General features: G+C 68.7%; 17 protein-coding genes. 7 read left to right on the plus strand and 10 right to left on the minus strand.

Annotated elements, in window-relative coordinates:
• The first annotated feature begins 67 nt into the window (after positions 1 to 67).
• Complete coding sequence (locus SAVERM_RS42175) at positions 68 to 760, plus strand: hypothetical protein (protein ID WP_137951508.1); 693 nt, start codon at positions 68 to 70, stop codon at positions 758 to 760.
• Positions 761 to 999: 239 nt separating this feature from the next.
• Positions 1,000 to 1,533: a CbrC family protein gene (locus SAVERM_RS03345; RefSeq protein ID WP_037651193.1), complete on the plus strand. Its 534-nt coding sequence runs from the start codon at positions 1,000 to 1,002 to the stop codon at positions 1,531 to 1,533.
• Here the strand turns inward: SAVERM_RS03345 and SAVERM_RS43830 are convergent.
• Both SAVERM_RS43830 and SAVERM_RS43835 read right to left on the minus strand, forming a co-directional pair.
• A complete protein-coding gene (locus SAVERM_RS43830; RefSeq protein ID WP_037651191.1) occupies positions 1,515 to 2,288 on the minus strand; it encodes an acyclic terpene utilization AtuA family protein in 774 nt (257 codons plus the stop codon). The genes SAVERM_RS03345 and SAVERM_RS43830 overlap by 19 nt on opposite strands.
• 77 nt (positions 2,289 to 2,365) lie before the next feature.
• Positions 2,366 to 2,587: a hypothetical protein gene (locus tag SAVERM_RS43835; RefSeq protein WP_197586426.1), complete on the minus strand. Its 222-nt coding sequence runs from the start codon at positions 2,585 to 2,587 to the stop codon at positions 2,366 to 2,368.
• 58 nt (positions 2,588 to 2,645) lie between these two features.
• Between SAVERM_RS43835 and SAVERM_RS43840 the strand changes: the two genes are divergently transcribed.
• On the plus strand, positions 2,646 to 2,876 hold the full coding sequence (locus SAVERM_RS43840) for a hypothetical protein (protein WP_197586428.1): 231 nt from the start codon (positions 2,646 to 2,648) through the stop codon (positions 2,874 to 2,876).
• Between the two features lie 225 nt (positions 2,877 to 3,101).
• Entirely contained in the window at positions 3,102 to 3,374 is a 273-nt protein-coding gene (locus SAVERM_RS42630; protein ID WP_037651189.1) for a hypothetical protein, read from the plus strand.
• Positions 3,375 to 3,469: 95 nt separating this feature from the next.
• Here SAVERM_RS42630 and SAVERM_RS03365 read toward each other — a convergent pair whose 3' ends face one another.
• Together SAVERM_RS03365 and SAVERM_RS03370 are read right to left on the minus strand one after the other, a co-directional pair.
• Positions 3,470 to 4,516 carry a zinc-binding dehydrogenase gene (locus SAVERM_RS03365; RefSeq protein ID WP_010982012.1) on the minus strand — a complete coding sequence of 349 codons (1,047 nt, stop codon included), beginning with the start codon at positions 4,514 to 4,516 and terminating at the stop codon, positions 3,470 to 3,472.
• A gap of 131 nt (positions 4,517 to 4,647) precedes the next feature.
• Entirely contained in the window at positions 4,648 to 7,869 is a 3,222-nt protein-coding gene (locus tag SAVERM_RS03370) for a bifunctional cytochrome P450/NADPH--P450 reductase (RefSeq protein WP_010982013.1), read from the minus strand.
• An 899-nt stretch (positions 7,870 to 8,768) separates the two neighbouring features.
• On the opposite strand from SAVERM_RS03370, the gene SAVERM_RS03375 reads away from it, so the two are divergent.
• A complete protein-coding gene (locus SAVERM_RS03375; protein ID WP_010982014.1) occupies positions 8,769 to 9,425 on the plus strand; it encodes a TetR/AcrR family transcriptional regulator in 657 nt (218 codons plus the stop codon).
• Positions 9,426 to 9,715: 290 nt separating this feature from the next.
• Here SAVERM_RS03375 and SAVERM_RS45260 read toward each other — a convergent pair whose 3' ends face one another.
• From SAVERM_RS45260 to SAVERM_RS03400, 6 genes are all read right to left on the minus strand, one after another.
• Positions 9,716 to 9,844, minus strand: coding sequence for a hypothetical protein (locus tag SAVERM_RS45260; protein WP_261172584.1), 129 nt, complete (start codon positions 9,842 to 9,844; stop codon positions 9,716 to 9,718).
• Positions 9,845 to 9,896: 52 nt separating this feature from the next.
• Entirely contained in the window at positions 9,897 to 10,694 is a 798-nt protein-coding gene (locus SAVERM_RS03380; RefSeq protein WP_010982015.1) for a TetR/AcrR family transcriptional regulator, read from the minus strand.
• 384 nt (positions 10,695 to 11,078) lie between these two features.
• Positions 11,079 to 11,261 (minus strand): hypothetical protein, encoded by a 183-nt coding sequence (locus SAVERM_RS03385; protein ID WP_010982016.1) that lies wholly within the window; start codon positions 11,259 to 11,261, stop codon positions 11,079 to 11,081.
• 715 nt (positions 11,262 to 11,976) lie between these two features.
• On the minus strand, positions 11,977 to 12,306 hold the full coding sequence (locus tag SAVERM_RS03390; RefSeq protein WP_010982017.1) for an NIPSNAP family protein: 330 nt from the start codon (positions 12,304 to 12,306) through the stop codon (positions 11,977 to 11,979).
• Between the two features lie 68 nt (positions 12,307 to 12,374).
• Positions 12,375 to 12,794 carry an SsgA family sporulation/cell division regulator gene (locus tag SAVERM_RS03395; RefSeq protein WP_010982018.1) on the minus strand — a complete coding sequence of 140 codons (420 nt, stop codon included), beginning with the start codon at positions 12,792 to 12,794 and terminating at the stop codon, positions 12,375 to 12,377.
• Positions 12,795 to 12,821: 27 nt separating this feature from the next.
• A complete protein-coding gene (locus SAVERM_RS03400) occupies positions 12,822 to 13,076 on the minus strand; it encodes a hypothetical protein (RefSeq protein WP_037651186.1) in 255 nt (84 codons plus the stop codon).
• A gap of 511 nt (positions 13,077 to 13,587) precedes the next feature.
• Between SAVERM_RS03400 and SAVERM_RS03405 the strand changes: the two genes are divergently transcribed.
• Positions 13,588 to 13,797, plus strand: a complete 210-nt coding sequence (locus SAVERM_RS03405) for a ferredoxin (RefSeq protein WP_010982020.1) — start codon at positions 13,588 to 13,590, stop codon at positions 13,795 to 13,797.
• Positions 13,787 to 15,151 carry an NAD(P)/FAD-dependent oxidoreductase gene (locus SAVERM_RS03410; protein ID WP_010982021.1) on the plus strand — a complete coding sequence of 455 codons (1,365 nt, stop codon included), beginning with the start codon at positions 13,787 to 13,789 and terminating at the stop codon, positions 15,149 to 15,151. The genes SAVERM_RS03405 and SAVERM_RS03410 overlap by 11 nt, the downstream gene beginning before the upstream one ends.
• The last annotated feature ends 20 nt before the right edge of the window (positions 15,152 to 15,171 follow it).

Below are 15,171 nucleotides of genomic sequence, written 5' to 3' on the forward strand. Positions count from 1 at the left end.
CTCGATGTCCCCGCCTCACCGATTCCTGATAGCGCGCCCACCCTGAGGTGAATTCATGCTTTCCCTTATGGCCGTTGCCGATCAGAATGCGTCCTCATCGATTTCTGGTGCGGGCTTCCTTTCGATCTGCGCATTGCTCTTCACCATCGCATCGTTCTGGTGGCTCAACGCCAGACAAGGACGCCTGGAGTCATGGGAGCCTCATTCCTTTGCAGCGATTGTCCACGGCTCCGTGGTTCGCCTGCGGCTTCCGCTCGTCCTTCACAACACCGGCGCCAAGCCGATAGTCGTGCAGGACCTCAGGCTGACCTTCCCTGATGAGTCCGCCTCTCATCTGCCGCTTCTGTGGGCGTCTTCGCCGTCCCGTCTCCAACCCGGGCCGGACGAGGAACCGGAATTGCCGGCCGGATTCGTTGTGGCCGGCAGACAAGCGCGACGAGTTTTCATCGAGTTCGAGGCACCGTTTTCTGGTTTGGTTCCGGCGGCCCGTGACTACAAGGTCCGAATCCAAGTGAGGGTTGGCCACCGCAAGGGGTGGCGCTCACTTCTGACGTACACCTTGAGGACCACCAACATCATTCATCCCGACCGGTACACCGTCTGCAACAACGCCCCTCTCGAACTGACGCAGGAAGACTGCAAAAAGGCAGACGCTGCGCTCCTGGAGCTGTTGGAGGGGCACGAGAAGGGCGCTTCCGCCAAGAGTGAGACCAAGCGGCGAGACTCTTGGAACGAGGGCAACGCCGACACGGACCTGTAGGTCGTGCGGATGGTGCTGAGCTCGGCCAAAGCGCACCGTGTCGGCGAGTCGGCGCTTCCACATCGCCCGCGAGCACGCGCGCACCTACCCTGCCTTCGACCAGCAGAACTTCGACCTCACCGCTTGATCACGAGCCTGCTTGCGGACAGACTGCGGCCCATGAAGTTCACGGGCGTGCCCGCCTGCGCGCAGGCCACCGGGGTCGAGACGGGCCTCTCTTTGCAGCGGCAGGCTCAGCAGTGAGCGTCAGCCTGCCCCACTTCCGCTATCACCCCGACCCCGTCGCCAGCGGGTCCATCGGCGAGAGCGCCGAGGTCTGCGCCTGCTGCAACCGCAGCACGGGGTGGATCTACACGGCGACCTTCTACACGGCCCACGACGTCAGCGGCAGCTTCTGTCCCTGGTGCATCGCCGACGGCACCGCCGCTGAACGGTTCGAAGGTGAATTCACCGACCCATACGGCCTCGACGGCATCAGTCAGGAGACCCTGGTGCAGGTCACCCGCCGCACCCCCGGCTTGCACGCCTGGCAGGATCCGCACTGGCTTGTCCACTGCAACGACGCCGCCGCCTTCATCGGCGAAGTCGGATACACCGAACTGGCGGCCCACCCCGAGGCACTCGACCAGCTTCGACTCGACCTTCGGATGGGCGGTTGGAACGACGCGACCCAGCTCGAGCACTTCCTGACCCACCTCGGGCAGGGGGCAAGCGCCATGCTCTTCCGCTGCACAGTCTGCGGCACCCATCTCGCCTACGCTGACGCTTCATGACGGCCCAGCTCAGCACACGCGTTCCCTTCCAAGGATCCGCAGCCAACGCCGATCACACGGCGCTCGTCGCCCTGTCGGAAACCCCGGGCGGGCCCATGCGTGCATATGAGCTCAGCGATGAGCTGGGCTGGGCTGGGAGAGAGCCGCCTCCACCACCAGCTCACCCGCCTGTGCAAGCGCGGCCTGGTGGAGCGCCAGAGCGGACCGTCACGCGCCATGTATGCGGCGCTCACGCCAGAAGGACGCACAGCCTTGGAAGAAGCAGCCCCCAAAGCCATGCCCAGGTAGTGCGGCGCCTGTTCGTCGACCCTCTCACAGCAGAGCAGATCGACCATCTCGCCGAGATCTCCAGCGTCTTCCTTGACCATCTGCACTGGCTGGTGCGGCCAGTCCGACAGCGGCTGACCACTCGTCAGGTGCGGCAGGCAATGGCCCGCTTGCCCCAGACCGTCGAGGCTGCCGAAGACGTCGTCGCCTTCGATGTGGGAGACCCGCAGGTCGTGACCGTGGCGTGCGATCAGTTCGCGCGTCGCGGCGGCCAGCCCGGCGGGGTGGAGTCCTCCGGCGTTGACGACGAGCCTGATCCGGTTGGCGACGAGGTGCTCGCGCGCCGCGTCGAGGTGCTGCAGGAAGGTGATCGCAAAGCCCTTCGTGCTGTCCTTGGCGCGCGCCTTGCCGAGGACCAGCATCGTGACCTCGGCGAGGTATTCACCCGTGAGGACGTCGATGCCGCCCGCTCGGGCCATGTCGGCCATGGCCGAGGCGCGGTCGCCGTAGAAGCCGGAGCAGTTCCCGACGCGGAGGGGGCGTCGGCCCCGTTCTGATGCTGACGTCATGCCAAATCTTCCGGTGTAGAGGAGCGAAGACCGCCGGCGTTCTCTCCTTCGGCCCTGCTGACCCGTACCGTCCCTTCGAACCCCACTTCGCCGGAGGGGTGTTCCTCGGCGAGCTCAAGGGTCATGCTGTCGCCCTCGATGTGGGTCACCCGCGCGGCGGAGGCCAGGTTGGCGGGCGCACAGACGGGCTTACGCAGGCGGTAGGCAACCTTCGTCACGTGCCACTTGGGGCCGAGAGCCTCGGTGACACAAGGCAAGCGCCGCTCGCAGGTGGGAGTGCGCCACGAGACCGCCGTGGCCCTCCTCGCGCGCGTAGGGCTCGTCGAAGTGGATGCGGTGGGGGTTCCAGGTGACCGCGCTGTAGCGGAACAGCTGAAAGGTCGTGACCGTGTGCTTGAGCCGTGGGAGTGTGTCCCCGACCTGATAATTGATGGACACTACAACTCCTGCAAACTCAAGAAGGCGGTCGCCGTTCTCGGCGCCCGGTACGGGCTCAACCACGCCTGATCCCCCGCGCGGCCCGGCTGTCGCCCTCCGGTGATGTCCAGTCGGGGCGGCAACCGCCGGCGCCCGACTCAAGGGACTCACCAGCAGGCAAGTGGTGTCGTCGGCACGCATTCCTGTCGGCCGAGCGCGGGCGAGAAGTGTGTCGGCCATGTCGTCCAGCGGGCCGGTGGCCTTGCAGAGCGCTGTCGCGAAGGGATCGTCCTGCTCGGCGACTTCGCCTGGTGCATGGCCCCTGTACTCCGGGCAGGGTTTGGCATAGGCATCGCGGGCACCGAACTGCTGGCCCGGCTGCTCGCCGAACACGACCACCTGCCCGCCGCCCTCGGCGTGCGGGAGCAACGGCTGCGCCCGTTCGTCACCCGCCATCAGGGGGAGGCCCTGCGCATGCGGCACTTCTTCATGCCCGCCCACCGCTTCGGGTACGCCACCCGCCGCACCCTCATCCGCGCGGCCGACACCCCTGTCGGCTCCGCGCTCACCAAGACCCTTGTGAACTGACCGTCCACACAAAACCGTGGGCGCCGGTGCTCCCTCAAGCACCGGCGCCCACTCACCCCTGCCCGAGTGGTCTGGATGAACTTTCTGTTCAGTCGTCAGGGGACGAGGATGAGGCGGATCGGGTCGCCGATCTTGTTCTCCAGCCGGTTGACCGCGTCGGCGGCCTCGGCGAGCGGGAGGTGGTCGGTGATGGAGGGGGCCAGGTCGAGACGGCCGACCTCGGCGAGGCGGACCAGCTCGGTGACGGACTCGGGGCTGCCGCCGTAGTGGCCGCGCACCTGCTTGCCCAGGTAGTTGAAGGTCAGGCCCTCGGTGATGGTGAGGGGCCTGGGGCTGATGCCGACCAGGATGAGGACTCCGCCCAGGCCGAGTGCGGCGGCGGCCTGCTCGCGGACGGCCGGCACGCCGGCGCAGTCGAAGGCGAAGTCGAGGCCTCGTCCGGCGGTGGCCGCGCGGATCTGGTCGGCGAAGTCGTCGGCGGCCGGGTCCAGGGCGAAGTCCGCGCCGAAGGCCAGGGCGCGTTCGCGGGCGCTGGGCAGCGGGTCGACGGCGATGATCGGCGCGGCGCCGGCCAGGCGGGCGAGGCGTACGTTGTGCGCGCCGACTCCGCCCACGCCCCAGACGCCGACGGACTGGGCGGGGCGCACCCCGGCGGTGGTGACGACGGCGGCGTAGGGGGTGGAGACCGCGTCGGGGATGATCGCGGCCTGGTCGAAGGGCAGGTTGTCGGGGATGGGGATGAGGGTGTCCTCGCGGGCGACGGTGTACTGGGCCCAGCCGCCGTCGTAGTCGATGCCGGCGGTGCGCATCTGAGTGCAGGGTCGGCTGCGCACGCAGCCGGCGCACTGGCCGCAGGTCTTGCCGGCCTCCAGGGTGACGCGAGTACCGACGGTCAGGCCGCGCTTGAGGTCGGGGCCGAGGGTGTGGATCACACCGGAGACCTCGTGGCCGACGGTGACCGTGTCGGAGGTGGCGAACAGCGGGACGAGGGAGCCGTCGATGAGGTGGACATCCGAGAGGCAGACGCCTGCGGCCTTGACCTCGATGAGGACCTCGCCGGGGCCGGGCACGGGGACGGGGACCTCCTCCACGGCGAACTTCTTGCTGTCCAGGTGGAAGCGTCCGGCGAGCATGGTGTCCATGGTGCTCTGCTTTCTGTGAGCGGCACTCCGGCGGTTCGGGCCGACGGGTGCCGTGCGGTGTCTCGCGGGTGAGGGGTGGCCGGGAGGGGTGCGGGCGTCAGGAGCACCGCACGCCTCCCGGTGTCTGAGGGTCAGGCGAAGACGTCCTGCTGGTAGCGCTCGTCCGCTTCCAGCTGGGCGAGCCACTGCTGGGCGGCCTCGTCGTCGCTGCCGGTGTGCTTTCGGTAGATGGCGGCGAGCGCCTCGCGCACGGCGGGTGCCATGCGGCGGCCGTCACCGCAGACGTAGACGTACGCGCCGTCCTGGATGGCCTGCCACACGGTGTCGGCGGCACCCACAATGGCGTCCTGGACGAACCGGGCCGGGTGTCCGGTCACCGCGGAGAAGGCGGTGTGCACCTGGGCGATCCCGGCCTGCTCCCAGTCCTGCATCTCCTGCCGGTAGAAGTAGTCGTGCTCCGGGTGGCGGCAGCCGACGAAGACCTGGGACAGGCCCACCTGGGTGCCGTGCGCGTGCTGGTGGGCACGCTCCTCCAGGAAGCCGCGCAGCGGCGCGATGCCGGTGCCGGGGCCGATGAGGAGCAGCGGCGTGGCGGGGTCGGCCGGCGGGGCGAACGTCGGGGAGGGCACGCGCACGTAGCCGTAGAAGACGTCACCGGACTCGAGGCCTGCGATGTAGGAGGAGCAGGTGCCGCGGTACCGGCCGTCGCCGGACAGGGCCGGGCCTTCCAGCAGACCGACGGTCAGCCGGACGTGGCGCGGGTTGGCCAGCGGGGAGGAGGAGATGGAGTAGAACCGCGGGCGGATCGGGCCCATCATCTCCAGGAAGACCGCCAGCGGCAGTTCGACCGCCGGGAAGCGCTCCAGCAGGTTGAGTACGGAGACCCGCTTGCCCAGGATCTCCTTCTGGTAGCGCTCCTCGGCTTCGGCGGTGTCGGCCGTGTAGGCCTGCAGCTGCGGCCGGGTCCACGGGCACTGGGTGTGCTCGGCCAGCTCCTGTATCTGAGATCGGGTGGCCACGTCCTGCAGCTCGACGAACTCGGTGAACAGCAGGCCTGTGGTGACGGGGGTGCCCACCGGGAGGTGGGTCCGGCCACCGCCGGGCTGGTCGAGCCGGAGCACCTGGTCGCGGTCGACGCCGAGCCGCGCGAGGGCGCGGTTGACCAGCACGGGCTCGTTCTTGGCGAAGACGGCCAGGTGGTTGCCGGTGTCATAGGTGACACCGTCGGGGAGTTCGATGGTGATGGACTTCGCGGCCGGGCGCGGCGGCTCGATGCTGAAGTCCCACAGCCCGGTCGCGTCGCTGACCAGCTCCTCGTTGGCGACCACGGTGAGGGGGTAGGCCTGCTCCGAGACGATCGCGGGACGCACCTCCGCCTCGGTCAGCAGCTGCACCTCGAAGCGCGGCCCGGTGGTTTCGGAGGTGTCGGCGGCGTACTCCTCGGCCAGGGTGGTCCACAGGGTGTCCATCCAGCGGGTGGCCATGCCGTCGAAGTCACCGGCGGCGTCCGCGATACCGCGCTCGATGACGCGGGTGGCGCCGGCGGCCAGCAGGCCTGCCTCGATCCGCTTGGGGAAGCCCTGGTAGGTGGCCACCCACTGCGTGTTGCCGGCACCCAGCAGCGCGAACCGCACGTTGGACAGCGAGCCCTCCGGGAGTCCGGCGGCGAGCAGGTCGTCGAAGCGCTGCGCGTTGTCCGGGGCCTTGCCGTTGTAGCTGGAGGCCACGACGACGAGCAGGCCCTCGGTGGGCAGGTTGTCACCCAACTCGTCCAGGCCGACCAGGGTGGTGCCGAATCCGGAGCGCTCACCGCGGTCGGCGATGGTGCGCGCCAGGTCCTCGCACGAGCCCAGGCTGGAGCCGTAGGCGACGGTCAGGTTCACCCCGACACCGCTGACCGCGGCCTGCGCCTGCGTGTCGTCGGTCTGCAGGTCCGCGGCGCCGAACACGGTCCGCTCGTGCTCCTGACGAGCCCGCACGTTCAGTTCGAAGCCGCCGGGCTTGCGCGTCAGCGCCTCCTTGACGTCCATCTTGTAGTCGTCGGTGTCGGCGAACTTGAACTTCTGCAGAACCAGCGCGAGGGCCAGACGCGCCTCGGTGAGTGCGAACTGCCGGCCGATGCAGGCACGCACACCGTTGCCGAACGGCTTGTAGGCGTGCGGGTGGTGGTTGACCCGGTTCTCCGGCAGCCACCGGTTGATGTCGAACTCCTCCGGCCGCTCCCACGCCTTGGGGTGGGTGTGCAGCGGACCCTCGAGGATGTTGACCCGCGCTCCCTTCTTCAGCCCGTAGCAGCCACCGATGACGGTGTCCTCCAGCGGGGACTTGCCGATCATCGGGATGGGAGCCCACAGGCGCAGGGTCTCCTCCAGGATCCGCGGGATCACGTCCATCTGCATGATCGTGTCGTAGTCCGGGACCGTGTCACCCGGCAGCAGTCGGTCCACCTCGGCGTAGGCCTGGGCCAGGATGTGCGGGTTGCGCATCAGCGAGTACGTGGCGAACGACAGCAGACCACTGGTGGTCTCGTGACCGGCGATCAGGAACGTCACCACCTGGTCACGGACGTTGTCGTCGTCCAGCCCCTTGCCGGTCTCCGGGTCCGTGGCCTCCAGCATCAGGCCCAGCAGGTCGTCCTCACCTGTGCCCTTCCCCTCACGGCGCTCCTTGATCACATTCTCGACCAGGTCCCGCATCAGCCGGATGTTCTCGCGGTACTTCTTGTCATCGGCCTTGCGCATCTTGGTCATCACCGGCAGCTCCTGCGAGCGCCGCAGCGACTCAACCAGCGCCTGCAGCAGCGCGTTGAGGAAGGGGTGCAGATCCTCCTTGGCGAAGGAGTCGAACCGGTAACCGAAACCCGACAGGGCGATGGTGTCCAGGGTCAGCCGGGTGTAGTCGTCGGTGATGTTGACGGGCTGGCCCTCCTTACGCTCCCACTTGCCCACCAGGTTCTGGGCGATCTCCAGCATCTGCCCGAAGTAGCCCTTCATCGCCCGCTGGCTGAAGACCGGGAGGAGGACTCGGTGCGCCATGCCCCATTCCTCTTCGTGCTGGTGGGCCGTGAACAGGCCGGCTCCCGCGTAGTCCCGGACATGGGCCAGCGGCGTCTTGTCGATCTGCTTGAAGAACCGCGTCTCGTCGCAGACCTCGGCCACCAGGTCCGGGTCCCAGACGAAGACCTGCTCGATGCCGGCGATCTCCATGCCGTAGAGCCCCTCGGGGAACTGCTTGGACAGCTTGCCGAAGTACTCCACCGGGTTGGTGCTGGGGATCTGCGGCGTGTGGCCGAAGAGCGGGACGCCCCGCGGAGACCGGATGGGCCGCAGGTCGGTCTCGGGCTGTGTGGTCATGGCTGGCTCCTCCAAGGGGAAAGGCGGGCAGGGCGCCATTCGGTGTGACGGGGCGCCGGTACGGCAGCGCCCCGTTTCCATACGCTGTATGCCTTCAGTAGTACCATACGACGTATGGAAACTCAATCGGCAGACCTGGGGTCGAGAAACAGGAACGTTTCGGCCCATCAGGGACGGCGTCGCTCACGCAGCGGGGTCGCATCAGGATCAGGCGCTGCCGAACGCTCTCCCGGCTGGAGGAGGCGAGGGGAGACCGGTCGCCGCCAGCCGGCGGCTCGACCGGGCCACCGGTGGGTGCGCCCCGGGGAGGACACCCACGATCCGCGACGGCGGCCGCGGCTACATCCCGGTGAGCAGCCAATCCCCCTGCCCGCCAGTACGCATCGCGGAGGTCGGGTCTGCACCCATGCGCGTCGGCGACTGACGGCAGCGCCGGAGAAGCAGGCGCGTGTGCCGCCTCGCGGCGGCGCCCGTACGTCTCCATGCCGCGCTCGATCAGGCCGGTATCAGTCCGCGAGAGCGGGCAAGGCGGGTTCGCCAGGGTCTCCTCGGCAGGGCATATCTGCGATCCGCCGCCGCGGGCGAGCACACCGGGAGTGGGAGCGGTCGACACGCCTCGCCCGGTCCTACGCCCGCACACGTCAGGCGGCAGTGCGCTGAAGCCGCCGCTCGAGCGCCTTGCTGCACCCCTCGAGCGCAGCTTCCCGCCTGAGCCTTTTCCTGGCCGAGGCATGCCTTGACGACCTCGTCGGCCATCAAGGCCACCAGTTCGGGACTGCCCGTCGCCAGTTACGCCGCCCACCAGCACACAGCCCGCTTCCGCGAAACCGGAGGAACGAGGGGCTGAAAACGATGCCACCGTCCTCCGCAGTGCCGCGGGCGCTGGTACCGTACAGCGTATGGCGACTGAACGGAAGCCCCCTCGGGGCACAAGAAAGAGAGACGTACCGCTCACCAAGGACGGCATCTGCGCCATGGCGTTGCAGCTCATCGACGCCGACGGGGTCGAGGCGCTCACCATGCGCAAACTCGCGACCGCGCTCGATGCGAACCCGATGTCGCTGTACCACCACGTGCCGAACAAGGACGCCGTGCTGCGCGGCGTGGCCCACCGGGTCGGTTCGCAGTTCAGCGCGGGGCAGCGGGAGGACGTCCCCTGGCAGGACCAGCTGCGTGAACTGGCCCGGGACTTCCGCGAACTGTCGCACCGTCATCCGAAACTGATGGGGTATTCCTTCACGCGCCCCGACTACGTGCAGCCGGAGGACCCCTTCTGGCAGGCACTGATCGACATCCTGGCCGCCGCGAAACTGCCCGACGAGGAGATTCCGCGCGTCGCCGCGACCCTGGTCGGTGTGTTCACGGGTCTGCTGCTCGGCGAACTGAACGGGGCACTGCAGCGGTGGGCCACCCTGCCACCGGCACCGTCGGGCCCCGACGGGGAAGACGCGCCCCCGCCCTCCAAGGACGTGATCGACACCATGTTCAACTCCGCGCTGGACGCTGCGGTCTCCGGAGTGGAGAACCATGTCGCACGAGTCCGCGAGGGGGCGTGACGGAAAGGGAACGGTTCCGTGGAGGGGCGGTGCGCGGTCCGGCGGCGCCCCCGCCGGGCCGACCTGACGCCGCCGCGCGTGCTTGTCTCTCGTCGGCGGCGGCCGGGCTCGCGTCCGGCCGCCGCCCTGTCCTGTGTCACCGATGACACCCACTCAGAGAACCGGCTCCGGCCTGGCCAAGCACCGGATCACCACACATGGCGCCTGAACGGTGCCGCTGACTGCCCCTCGGTGTCAGCGATACCGAGGCCGGCCCCCCCCCGTTGGCGAACCCGAGGGCGGGCACCTTGTTATGCAGTCCAGTGCGCCTCAAGGGCTGCGGCGACCTCGGCCGGCTTCTCGCTCCGGATCAGGTGCCGACGCACGCCGCCCCACACACGGTGGGTGTCGTGGACGCCGTGGATCAGAACTACAGGCACGGCTGAACCCCCTTAGCACTGAACAAAAACAGCACGTCTGGGCTTTTGGCCCTCACTGAACTTCCGGATCGAGACCGGCCGCCATGCCCGAGACAGGATTCCCCGGGGACTCTCCTTCACAGTGTGCGGCCGGTGGTCGGAGTTGACGGGGGATGCGTCCGGAGGCGCACCCGGAGTTCTGCGGGGGCTGGCCCTCGCGCCCACCGGCGTGATCGGCTGTGAGCCGGCTTTCCAGGCCGCTGATGATCGTGTCCAGCACCAGGCGGAACATCCGGTCCTCGCCAAAGCCCTCGTTCGTCGGGCCGTCCTCGCCGGAGGCGGGTGTGGCGGGCTGGAGGTTCGACCACCGGTGCAGCGCGCCGTTGAGCTCGGCGATCATCACGCCGATGACGACGGCGCACACGAGCGCGGCGAGCTGCGGGATCTCCGACTGCGGCACCCCTGCGGCGGCCAGTACGGCGGTCAGCGCGACCCAGAAGGGATCTTCGGGCTGGATGAAGTCCGGCTGACTGAACGAGTAGGCCATGAGGTTGGGGTGGCGGTGTGCCAGCGTCCGGAAATCCGTGGCAAGCAGGCGCACGCGCTCCTGCCAGGGAGCGTCCTCGAGTGTCACGGTGCGGAACCGGGCGCCGACCATTCTCGCCACGCCACCCAGCAATGCTTCCTTGTTCGGCACGTGGTGGTACAGCGACATCGGGTTCGCGTCCAGCGCGGCGGCGAGTTTGCGCATCGTGAGTGCCTCGACCCCGTCCGCGTCGATGAGCCGCAGGGCGGAGGTGCAGATCCCTGCCTCGGTCAGAGGCACATCCCTCTTCCGAGTACCTCTAGGGGTACGCTTCGCTCTTTCCATACGATGTATACTAACAAGCCGTACGGCGTATGGAAATCTGCCCGAGTGAGGCCACGCGTTCCGGCGGCCGGGCGAGGGGGACTCGCCGCCCGTGGCGGCAAATAGAGCGGACCATCGGGTGCGACCGTCGGCGTTGCGGGCGGGAGGGCTGACGCAGACGTTCGTCCACTGATACTTTCCGCCGGACGCGGTTCAGGCGCTGCTGTCCAAGCATCTGGTCGTGGACGAGTACGAGGGCGCTGCCTGAGTGGGGCTCATTCCCTTGGCCATGGCGGACTACGTACGGCATCCGAACGGGCTGGAGCGTGCTGGTCTTCACGTTCCGATCTCGAACGTGTAGTGCGAGGGAACGAACAATTCCGAGAGCGCCGTCGCATGGTCGGGTCACGACAGGGTGGTGATGTCGGCCCAGTGGACGGCGTGGCCTGCCTCCTGCCAGTCGCCGTGTGCGTCGGCGAGGCAATCGATGATCAGCAGCCCGCGGCCGTGTTCGTCGGCGTCGAGGCCGGCCGTCCAGTCGACCTCGGTCGGCGGCAGGGCCTCCGTCGGCCACCTCCACGTGCACATGGCCGTCGGCCGGGTTGCCGTCCAGTCCGAAGCTCAGCGGTGGTTGGGCATGCAGTACGGAGTTGTGAAGCGTTGCGCCCTGAGGCCGGCCTGTGGTCGGGCGGGCGCAGGCTGCCGCGCACGAGGAGGCGCCCATCACATCCCGAAAAGACCTTCTCCACGCGGCCGACGGCGTAACCGTCAGGTCGGCTACAGATCGATCGCCCGGCCCAGCCGCAGCACCGGATCCCGTGCGCGCTCTACGGGCACATCCTGCCCTACGCCACCTCGCGCTCAGTTCTACTGCTGGTTCGCTCGCCTGGATGGTGTGCGTGGTCCGCGGTCTCGTACGGCCCCAGGAATCGCAGCATCCGGCAGTGGCCAGGCCCTGGACGCTGCCGTGCGGCTCGCTCGCACTCCGGACGACGACCCTGCGCATGACTCGGCCGGCCGAGCTGCGGCAACGGCAACGGCAACGGCAACGGCAACGGCAACAACCTGGCGCACGGCGCCGCCGGTACGCGTTCACCCCCGGCCGGCTGTGCCTCCGCGTCACTGGGCGTCGGCCGCCCGTACTGACGGGCGCTCAACCGGGTCTTCGGCAACTGCACCCGTCCCCCCGATCTCGCCGATCTCGTCCATGCCCGTTACCGTCCGGCGGGCACCTCGGCGGAGTTGCGCGGCGTTCTGGCACGAACGAGAAGGTCGACGCAGACTTCGAGGGGCTCGGTACCTGTCACCGCAAGGGTGAGTCGGCGGTGGGCGTCAGCACGGACTCGGCGACGCCGACGATCTGGCTGATGTCGAAGCCCTCCATGTCCGCCCGGAATTCGGGGCTGGACAGGTACGCCTCCAGCCGCTCCTGAACGTCGTCGGCGTCCCGGTAAGAAACGAGGGCGTACAGCTGGGGCTCCTCACTCCCGGGGGCCGCAGGCACCGTCCAAACGCCGTGTGTGGTGATCCTGTGCTTGGCCATACCGGGAATGTGCTGGGACCAGATGTTCTCGTAGGCGACGAGCGCCTCAGGGCTGCGCAGGGTGTAGACACGAAGCTGGTACTGGGACATGAACTCTCTTCCTTCTTTTTCGCGGCCGGGGCAAAGAGCCCCATCCGCACGGCGGTGGGAGGCTTCTCTCAGCCTTTTGCAAACAGGTTCGCCACTTCTCGGTCCCAGTCGATGTGTCCGGACTCGGTACCCCGCGGCACAAGCGCCTCCGCGCTCTCCAGGAAGGTCTTGACGTCCTGCACGGGAACCTCGAGCAAGGCGGTGCCCGCGGGAGCCCCGAGGACGATGTACATCGCTTTGTCACCACGGCCGACGGCCGGCCAGACCCGGATGTCCCCACAGCCTGCGGAACCCCTTAGGCCATCGGCCAGAAGATCACGCCCCAGGACCCACTCGGTCGGCTCGTCGGTGTGGGTGAAAAAGGTGGCACGGACGACATAGGGGTCAGTGGGCTCGTACCGCAGGCTCATACACATGGACAGCGAGTAGGTGCGCGAGACGACAAGCTGCACGGCCACCTCCTGCATGACGGTCTTCAAAGACTCCATCGACTTTCACTCCTGCCTGGGCGGTGGTCAGCAACCGCTGATCTCATCCCGGCCGTCGTGGTGCCAGCCGCGGATCTCGTCCCAGGAGTAGCCCAGTTCGAGCAGATAGCCGACACCGTGGTCCCAGCGGTAGTCGCCGGCGTCGACGCTGACGGCCGGGCGTTGGCCGTGCACGGATGCGGAAGTCGCGGCCGAAGCGGTACCCCCGGCACCGAGCGCGGCGACACCCGCGACCGCCACGCAGAAGGCGGTGACGGCAACGCGCCTCGTGAGCCTCTTCATGGTCTTTCCTTCCTGATGGGTGCGGTCCGCACCATCGGCTGCATGCAGGCGATGTGCGGCATCTGGCGCGGCCTGGGCAAACCCTTCCATACGGCGTATGGAAGTACTCTCCCAGAATTACCATACGACGTATGGAACTGTCGAGGCGGTGAAACCGGCCCGCACAGTCGGCAGCGGCATGAACAGCTCGACGTCCTCACCCAGACAGCGTCGGCCGCCTGGACGAAGTCCGCGTGGCCTTCGAGAAGATGCTCACCCGCATCGACCATCTCGGGCTCTGCACCGAAGAGATCAGCCGCACCGGCCAGCAACTGGGCATGTTGTGCCCGTGCGTTCACCCACCCATCCCTCATCGGCGTGGCCTTCGGGCTCGACAACGCCCTGGGTTGAGCCGTCACCCCAGCCGGACGAGCTGCCCCGGATTTCCGTCTCCGGAGCCGTGGCATGCGGTCACCCGGGTCCGGCCCCATGCTGGAAACGAGGGGGTGAGACAACGGAGGGAGTGGTGGGGATGCAGACCGTTGTGGATCTCACGCGCTGCCAGGGCTATGCGCAGTGCGTCTTCCTCGCGCCGGAGGTGTTCCAGCTGCACGGGGAGGAGGGCTTGCTGTACGCCACAGCCGTCCCCGACGACCAGGTCGAGCGCGTGCGCCAGGCCGCGGCGGCGTGCCCGGTGCAGGCGATCCTCCTCGGTGAGGAGGTGAGCGCCGGTGCCCGGTGACCTCAAGGACGGACGTATCGTCATCGTCGGCGCGTCGCTGGCGGGGCTCAGGGCCGCGGAGGCGCTGCGTGAGGAGGGCTTCACCGGCTCACTGACCGTGGTCGGGGACGAGCCCCACCCGCCCTACGACCGGCCGCCGCTGTCCAAGCAGGTGCTGCTCGGCCAGGCGACGGCGGACAGCACCGGGCTGCCGATGCGCCAGGACCCGAACGCCGATTGGCGGCTGGGCGTGCGCGCCACCGGCGTGGACCTGCTCGCGAAACAGGTGCTGCTGGAGGACGGCGAGTCACTGCCGTACGACCGGCTGCTCATCGCCACCGGGACCCGCGCGCGGCCCTGGCCCAACCCGGCGGAAGCCGCCCTGGACGGGGTGTTCGCCCTGCGCACCCGCGAGGACGCCGGAGGACTGGCGCAGCGGCTGACCGCCGGTCCGGAGCGCGTGCTGGTGATCGGCGGCGGCTTCACGGGCTCGGAGATCGCCTCGGCCTGCCGAGAACGGGGACTGGAGGTCACGGTCGCCGAACGCGGCCCCGCTCCCCTGGTGGGCGCGCTCGGCGGCACCCTGTCGAAGCTCGCGGCCGCCATGCAGCGCAACCACGGCGTGGACCTGCGCACCGGGGTGACGGTCACCGCCCTGAACGGCAACGGAAGCTTCACCGGTGCGGAGCTGTCCGACGGCAGCCGCGTCGACGCCGACGTCTGCGTCGTGGCGCTGGGCGCGGTACGCAACGTCGAATGGCTGGCGGAGTCCGGGCTGGCGGCGGGCCCGCGCGGGATCGCCTGCGACGCCGGATGCCGAGCCTTCAACATGTACGGAATCGTCACCGACGACGTCTTCGTGGCCGGCGACGTCTCCCGCTTCCCCCACCCGCTGTTCGGCTACCAGATGCTCTCCCTGGAACACTGGGGAAACGCGGTCGAGCAGGCCGAGGTGGCGGCACACAACATGGTCAACCCGGGGCCTCTGCAGCGCCCGCACCTGGCCGTCCCGTCGTTCTGGTCGACCCAGTTCGGGCTCAACATCAAATCGGTGGGCGTGCCCACCTACTCCGACCACGTGGTCATCGCCCAGGGCTCCCTGGAGGCGCGCCGGCTGGCCATGGTCTACGGCTACCAGGGACGGGTCACCGCCGCCGTCACCGTCGACATGGCCAAGGCGCTCGACTACTACCGGCACCTGATCGAGACGGCCGCTCCGTTCCCGCCTCCGCCCGGCGCCCAGGACCGTGCGGTCGCGGCCGACCTCGCGATTCCGTCCGACGTGCCGGATCCGAAGGGGCTGTCGCACGGCCCCACCGTGGCGCTCACCGGATACCTGCCGGATCGCCGGCTGACGCTGGTGCAGCCCGGCTGACCCACGTCCCCGCCCGACCA

This window comes from Streptomyces avermitilis MA-4680 = NBRC 14893, from assembly GCF_000009765.2.
GTDB classification, from domain to species: Bacteria; Actinomycetota; Actinomycetes; order Streptomycetales; family Streptomycetaceae; genus Streptomyces; species Streptomyces avermitilis.